General features: G+C 68.0%; 4 protein-coding genes and 2 rRNA genes. 2 read left to right on the plus strand and 4 right to left on the minus strand.

Annotated features, from left to right (window positions below; translation table 11 throughout):
- Nucleotides 1-102: 102 nt before the first annotated feature.
- Both FJU31_RS15240 and FJU31_RS15245 read right to left on the minus strand, forming a co-directional pair.
- The gene (locus FJU31_RS15240; protein ID WP_150455494.1) at nucleotides 103-1,536 is read right to left on the minus strand and encodes a S41 family peptidase; all 1,434 of its coding nucleotides are present in this window, start codon (nucleotides 1,534-1,536) and stop codon (nucleotides 103-105) included.
- Nucleotides 1,537-1,643: 107 nt separating this feature from the next.
- Nucleotides 1,644-2,948, minus strand: coding sequence for a murein hydrolase activator EnvC family protein (locus tag FJU31_RS15245; protein WP_150455495.1), 1,305 nt, complete (start codon nucleotides 2,946-2,948; stop codon nucleotides 1,644-1,646).
- A gap of 95 nt (nucleotides 2,949-3,043) precedes the next feature.
- Here FJU31_RS15245 and FJU31_RS15250 point away from each other — a divergent pair, with 95 nt between their 5' ends.
- Complete coding sequence (locus FJU31_RS15250; RefSeq protein ID WP_150455496.1) at nucleotides 3,044-3,706, plus strand: DUF4097 family beta strand repeat-containing protein; 663 nt, start codon at nucleotides 3,044-3,046, stop codon at nucleotides 3,704-3,706.
- Nucleotides 3,707-3,790: 84 nt separating this feature from the next.
- Nucleotides 3,791-5,509 (plus strand): M28 family metallopeptidase, encoded by a 1,719-nt coding sequence (locus tag FJU31_RS15255; RefSeq protein WP_150455497.1) that lies wholly within the window; start codon nucleotides 3,791-3,793, stop codon nucleotides 5,507-5,509.
- A gap of 156 nt (nucleotides 5,510-5,665) precedes the next feature.
- On the opposite strand, the gene rrf (FJU31_RS15260) is transcribed toward FJU31_RS15255, so the two are convergent.
- Together rrf (FJU31_RS15260) and rrf (FJU31_RS19655) are read right to left on the minus strand one after the other, a co-directional pair.
- Nucleotides 5,666-5,780, minus strand: a 5S ribosomal RNA gene (gene rrf, locus FJU31_RS15260).
- Between the two features lie 133 nt (nucleotides 5,781-5,913).
- Nucleotides 5,914-5,995 (minus strand): 5S ribosomal RNA (gene rrf / locus FJU31_RS19655); the annotation flags it as partial.

Genomic DNA, 5,995 nt, shown 5'->3' on the forward strand with positions numbered 1-5,995 from the left:
TCCACACCCCCCCGCTCCCCCCCCCCCCCCCCCCCCCCCCCCGGCGCCCCCCCCCCCCCCCCCCCCACTGCAGCTCGTCGCCGGGCATCGCCCGGCGCTACCTCAGGGCTTGGCCGGGGTTTCGGCCGGCTTGGCCGCGGGCTTCGGTTCGGGCTTCGGCTCTGAGTTCGCCTCAGGCTTCGGCGCCGGCTTTGCCGCCTCGGCCTTGGCCGCTTCCGCCTTCAGCCGCGTGGCCACCGAACCGGGGTTCTTCAGTTCGGCCAGGGCATCGTTGATCGGGGCGTCGCCCGGCAGCACCGCACCGGCGCGGTAGCCCTCGGTACCTTCGTCGTCACCGCGCAGGTGGCCCGGCAGGGTCGCCTCGCTGTAATCGCTCAGGCTGGCCGGCAGCGCATCCTGCTCCGGCGTTGGCGCCGGCTTCAGTTCCACGTCGGGCACGATGCCGGTGGCCTGGATCGACTTGCCGCTGGGCGTGTAATAGCGCGCGGTGGTCAGCTTGACCGAATCGCCGTTGTCCAGCGGCAGCACGGTCTGCACCGAGCCCTTGCCGAAGGTCCGGCTGCCGACCACGCGCGCACGCTTGTTGTCGCGCAGCGCACCGGCCAGCACTTCGGACGCACTGGCCGAACCCGCGTCGGCCAGCACCACCACCGGTGCGCCCTTCAGCAGGTCGCCCGGCGTCGCATCGAAGCGCGCATCGCTGATGCTGATGCGGCCGCGGGTGCTGACGATGTTGCCCTTGTCGAGCAGGTCATCGGCCACCTGCACTGCGGCAGTCAGCAGGCCACCCGGGTTGCTGCGCAGATCCAGCACCAGGCCCTTGAGCTGGCCACCGGCCTGCTTCTGCAGCTGCTGCACGTGCTTCTGGAAGTCAGAGCCGGTATCGGCCTGGAACGTGCTCAGGCGGATGTAGCCGTAGCCCGGTTCGAGCATGCGGCTCTTCACGCTGGTCACGCGGATGGTCTGCCGGGTCAGGCTGACATCGAATGGCTTGGGCTTGCCGTCGCGCACGATGGTCAGCACCACCTTGCTGCCGGCCGGGCCACGCAGCGGTTCGCTGGCATCGATGGCACTGATCGGCTTGCCGTCGATGGCGATGATCAGGTCACCAGCGAGGATGCCGGCCTTGGCCGCCGGCGTGTCGTCGATCGGCGAAATGACCTTCATGCTGGCGTTGTCGGGCTGCTGCTGCAGCTCCACGCCGATGCCTTCGTAGGCACCGTTGGCCTGCTCGTCGAAGGCCTCGGCGTCCTCCTTGTTGAAGTAGGTGCTGTGCGGATCGAGATCCAGCAGCAGGCCGCGCACGGCCGACTGCATCAGCTTGTTGTCATCCACCGGATCGACATAGGCCGCGCGGACGGCGTTGTAGACCGAGACGAAACGACGGATGTCTTCCAGCGGCACCTTCGAGGTCACCGCCTCCTCGTTGCTCGCTGCCTGGCCGGAGGTATCGGTGGCGGCCGGCGCAGTCTGCTGCGCCCAGGACAGCGCTGGCATCAGGGCCAGCAAGAGGGTGGCGGTACGGGCTGCGCGCATGGATCACTCCTGTCGACGGTGGCATCGTGCCCAAGGCACATGCCCCGATTATGCGCGAAGCGTGGCTAAATTCCCGTTGAATCCGGCCTGGTCGCAGCAGCGTCGATTCAGCGCCGCTGCAGCCAGCTGTCCGGGTTGACCGGTTGCCCGCCGCGGCGCAGCTCGAAGTACAGCGCGGTCACGCCCTGGCCACCGGAATTGCCGACCTTGGCCACGGCGTCGCCACGGCTCACGCGCGCGCCCGCATCCTTCAGCAGGGTGTCGTTGTGTGCGTACAGGCTCATGTAGCCGTTGCCGTGGTCGACGATCAGGATCATCCCGTAGCCGGTCATCCAGTCGGAGAACACCACGGTGCCATCGGCCACGGCGGTGACGGTGCTGCCGGCCGGTGCGCCGATCAGCACGCCGCTGCTGGTGCGCCCGTCGGGCAGCTTGGCGCCATAGCGGGCCAGCAGGTTGCCCGACAGCGGCCAGCCCAGCCCGCCCACCTTCGGCGCAGGCGCGGAAGCCACGGCCGGCGGCACCTTGGTCGGCGGCGGCGGGCGTCCCTCGGCCTTGGCCTGGCGTGCGGCCTTCTCGGCCGCGGCCTTTTCGGCGGCAGCTTTGCGCGCGGCGGCACGGCGTTCGGCCTCGGCGCGGGCGGCGGCCGCACGCAGGTTGGCCAGCAGCGTTTCCAGCGCCTTGGCATCCTGGCCGAGTGCCTGTTCCTTTTCGCGGCGGTCCTTGAACCGTTCTTCCAGCGAGGCCACGGTCTGTGCACGATCGCGGCGATCGGCCGCCAGCGAGGCCGCCTGCTGCTTCTGGTCGCGCTGCGCGCCCTGCAGGGTCTGTCTGCGCTCGGCGATCTGCGCCTGCAGCGTCTCCAGCTCCTTCAGGTCGCCGGTAAGGGTCGCAATGCGCTGCGCGCGCTCGCGCTGCAGGTAGCGGTGGTACGCCAGGGCACGGTTGGCATCGGCCACCGTATCCTGCGACAGCAGCAGCTTCAGCGGGGCATGGTTGCCCAGCTGGTAGGCCGCGCGCAGCAGCCCGGCCAGCTCGCGGTTCTGCTGGGCCAGGTTGGCCTGCAGGGTGGCGCGGCGCTGTTCGGCTTCGGCCAGCGCCTGGCTCTGCTCACGCAGCGCGGTTTCGGTCTGGGCCAGTGCCCGGCCGCTGCGGGCGACCTTTTCATCTGCATCGCGCAGCTGCCGTGAGGCCTGGCCGCGCTGGCCCTCGATCTGCCGGCGCTCCTGCGCCACGCCCTTCAGTTCAGTGCGCAGCTTCTGCAGCTTGCGCTCGGCCTCGCGGGTGGAGGCGGTCTGCGCGCTGCCCGGCAGGGGAGCGGCCAGCGCCAATGCCAGCCCCAGCAACAGGCAACGCCCGGCGCGGGCAGCGGCGGTGTGATGTCGGCGTGAGGGGAAGACGGTGTTGCGCAAGGGCTTTCCAGTGACTTCAGGCAGTTGCAGGGGGTGCCGGGGAATGGTGACATCAACGCACGCGGCCTGCCAGCCGCACAACAACGAGGTCCCCCATGAAAACGCTCTCCATTGCGCTGCTGTTGGGCGCACTGCTGGTCGCCGGCCCGCTTGGCGCGCAGGACAACATCAGCAAGGTCAACGGCAGCATCAGCGCCGACCCGGGCCAGCGCTACGGCAAGCTGGACACCGTCAACGGCGGCATCCGCGTGGGTGATGGCGTGGAAACCGGCAGTATCGACACCGTCAACGGCGGTGTCACCGTGGCCGACCGCGCCCGCACCGGCAGCATCGAGACGGTCAACGGCAGCGTGCGCCTGGGCCGTGAAGTCATCGCCCAGGGCGATGTCAGCACGGTCAACGGCAGCATCTTCAGCGACCACGGCAGCCAGATCGAAGGCGGCGTGGAAACGGTCAACGGTGGCATCGGCCTGGTCAACAGCCGCGTGCGCAAGGACGTGGAAACGGTCAACGGTGACATCACCGTGGGCATCGGCTCGCAGGTCGGTGGCGGCCTGCGCGTGCGCAAGCCCAACTTCAGCGTTTCGCTCACCGCCAGCCGCAAGCCGCGCGTGATCATCGGCCCCAACGCCGTGGTCGAGGGCCCGCTGCTGTTCGAACGCGAGGTGGTGCTGTACGTGCACCGCACCGCACGCGTCGGGCCGGTCACCGGTGCCGAGCCGATCCCGTTCGACACCGATACCGCGCCGGCGGACTGAGTCCCCGGCGCTGCAATACGGGGAATGCTCCCCTTCACCGGCCGCGCCCGGCGTGGCCATCCCTCGTGTATCCAGGAAACGACGATGCCCCGCAAACTCCTCCTGTGCCTGGCCGCCGCGGCCGCGCTCAGCGCCTGCAAAGGCGAAGACACATCCACGCCGGCGCCTGCCGCCAGCCCCGATGCTGCGGCCACGCCGGCAGCCCACACCTTCTCGCCCAGCATCAACGCCGCCGACTTCAGCGAGATGGTCAAGACGCTGGCTTCGGACGAATTCGAAGGCCGCGCCCCGGGCAGCAAGGGCGAAGAGCTGACGGTCAACTACATCCGCGACCAGATGCAGCGCATCGGCCTGCAGCCGGGCAACGGTGACAGCTGGTTCCAGGACGTGCCGATGACCGAGACCACGGCCGACGCGTCGACCGTGCTGAAGATCACCCAGGGCGGCAAGACCACCGAGCTGAAGTTCGGCACCGACATGGTGGTGGGCACCCGTACCGGCGAGGCCGAAGTGAAGGTCGATGCCAGTGACCTGGTGTTCGTCGGCTATGGCGTGGATGCGCCGGAGCAGAAGTGGAACGACTACGCCGGCCAGGACTGGAAGGGCAAGACGGTCGTGATGTTCGTCAACGACCCGGGCTTCCATGTCGGCGACGAGACGCTGTTCGACGGCAAGCGCATGACCTATTACGGGCGCTGGACCTACAAGTTCGAGGAGGCCGCCCGCAAGGGTGCCGCCGCCGCGCTGATCGTGCACGACACCGCCGGTGCTTCCTATGGCTGGGACGTGGTGAAGAACTCCTGGGCCGGCCCGCAGTACGACCTGCCGGCCAAGGATGATCCGGAAGCGCGCATCCCGGTGCAGGGCTGGCTGAGTGCGGACGCCGCCAAGGCGCTGTTCGCCGGGGCCGGCCTGGACCTGGCGCAGGCCTACAAGGACGCCAGCAAGCGCGGCTTCAAGCCGGTGCCGCTGAAGGCCACCGCTGCGGTCGACCTGAAGAGCAGGATCGCGCAGAAGCAGTCGCGCAACGTGGTGGGCGTGCTGCCGGGCAGCAAGCGTGCCGACGAAGCCGTGCTGTACATGGCCCATTGGGACCACCTGGGCAAGCATGAGGGCGAGGAAGGCGACAACATCTACAACGGTGCTGTCGACAACGCGACCGGCGTGGCCGGCATCCTCGAAGTGGCCGAAGCCATGGCCCACCAGGATCCGAAGCCGGAGCGCTCGGTGGTGTTCCTGGCCGTGACCCTGGAAGAGTCCGGCCTGCTGGGTTCCAAGTACTACGTGGCCCACCCGACCTTCCCGCTGGACAAGATTGCCGGCGTGATCAACATCGACGCGATGTCGGTGGCCGGCCGTGCCAAGGACGTGACGGTCACCGGTTTCGGCAGTTCCGAGCTGGAGGACATCCTCAAGCCGCTGGCGGCCGCCCAGGACCGCACCCTGCACGGCGAGACCTCGGTGCAGAGTGGCTTCTACTTCCGCTCGGACCACTTCAACTTCGCCAAGGCCGGCGTGCCGGCGCTGTATGCCGACGGTGGCGAGGACCTGCGCGACGGCGGCGTCGAAGCGGGCCGCAAGGCGGCTGCCGATTACGGCAACAACCGTTACCACGGGCCGAAGGATGAGTTCGATGCCTCCACCTGGAAGCTGGATGGCACCGTGGAAGACCTGGAACTGATGTACGGCGTGGGCAAGGAACTGGCAGGCGGCGATCGCTGGCCGAACTGGTACGAAGGCAATCCCTTCAAGGCCGCCCGCGACGAGATGATGAAGAACAAGGCTGCGGCCGCAGCAAAGTAGAGTCGAGCTTGCTCGACTGAACAGCGTTGAGGTCAAAGCGGCGCCCGTAAGGGCGCCGCTTTTTTGTGTGCAGTGGGGTGGCACATCCACGCAACCGCACTGATCTGCGCGCAAAGAAAAACCCCGCTGCGTCAGCAGCGGGGTTTTGGGTGTAAACCCTGGCGATGACCTACTCTCGCATGGCTTGAGCCACACTACCATCGGCGCAGCTGCGTTTCACTTCCGAGTTCGGGATGGGATCGGGTGGTTCCACAGCGCTGATTTCACCAGGGAGACGGTTGCAGCAGCGCTTGCAGCGCCAGCTCGCGATCTTGCCCTTGGGGCGGAAGGTACCCGGAAAAGCGATGCCTTCACTTAATAAGAAAAAACCCCGCTGCGCAAGCAGCGGGGTTTTTGGGTATAAACCCTGGCGATGACCTACTCTCGCATGGCTTGAGCCACACTACCATCGGCGCAGCTGCGTTTCACTTCCGAGTTCGGGATGGG

Source organism: Stenotrophomonas cyclobalanopsidis (genome assembly GCF_008710035.1).
Classification (GTDB): Bacteria; Pseudomonadota; Gammaproteobacteria; order Xanthomonadales; family Xanthomonadaceae; genus Stenotrophomonas; species Stenotrophomonas cyclobalanopsidis.

Coding starts and splice junctions, on each gene's coding strand:
- FJU31_RS15240 (WP_150455494.1), bottom strand. CDS start 1,536: ATGCGCGCAGCCCGTACCGCCACCCTCTTGCTGGCCCTGATGCCAGCG.
- FJU31_RS15250 (WP_150455496.1), top strand. CDS start 3,044: ATGAAAACGCTCTCCATTGCGCTGCTGTTGGGCGCACTGCTGGTCGCC.
- FJU31_RS15255 (WP_150455497.1), top strand. CDS start 3,791: ATGCCCCGCAAACTCCTCCTGTGCCTGGCCGCCGCGGCCGCGCTCAGC.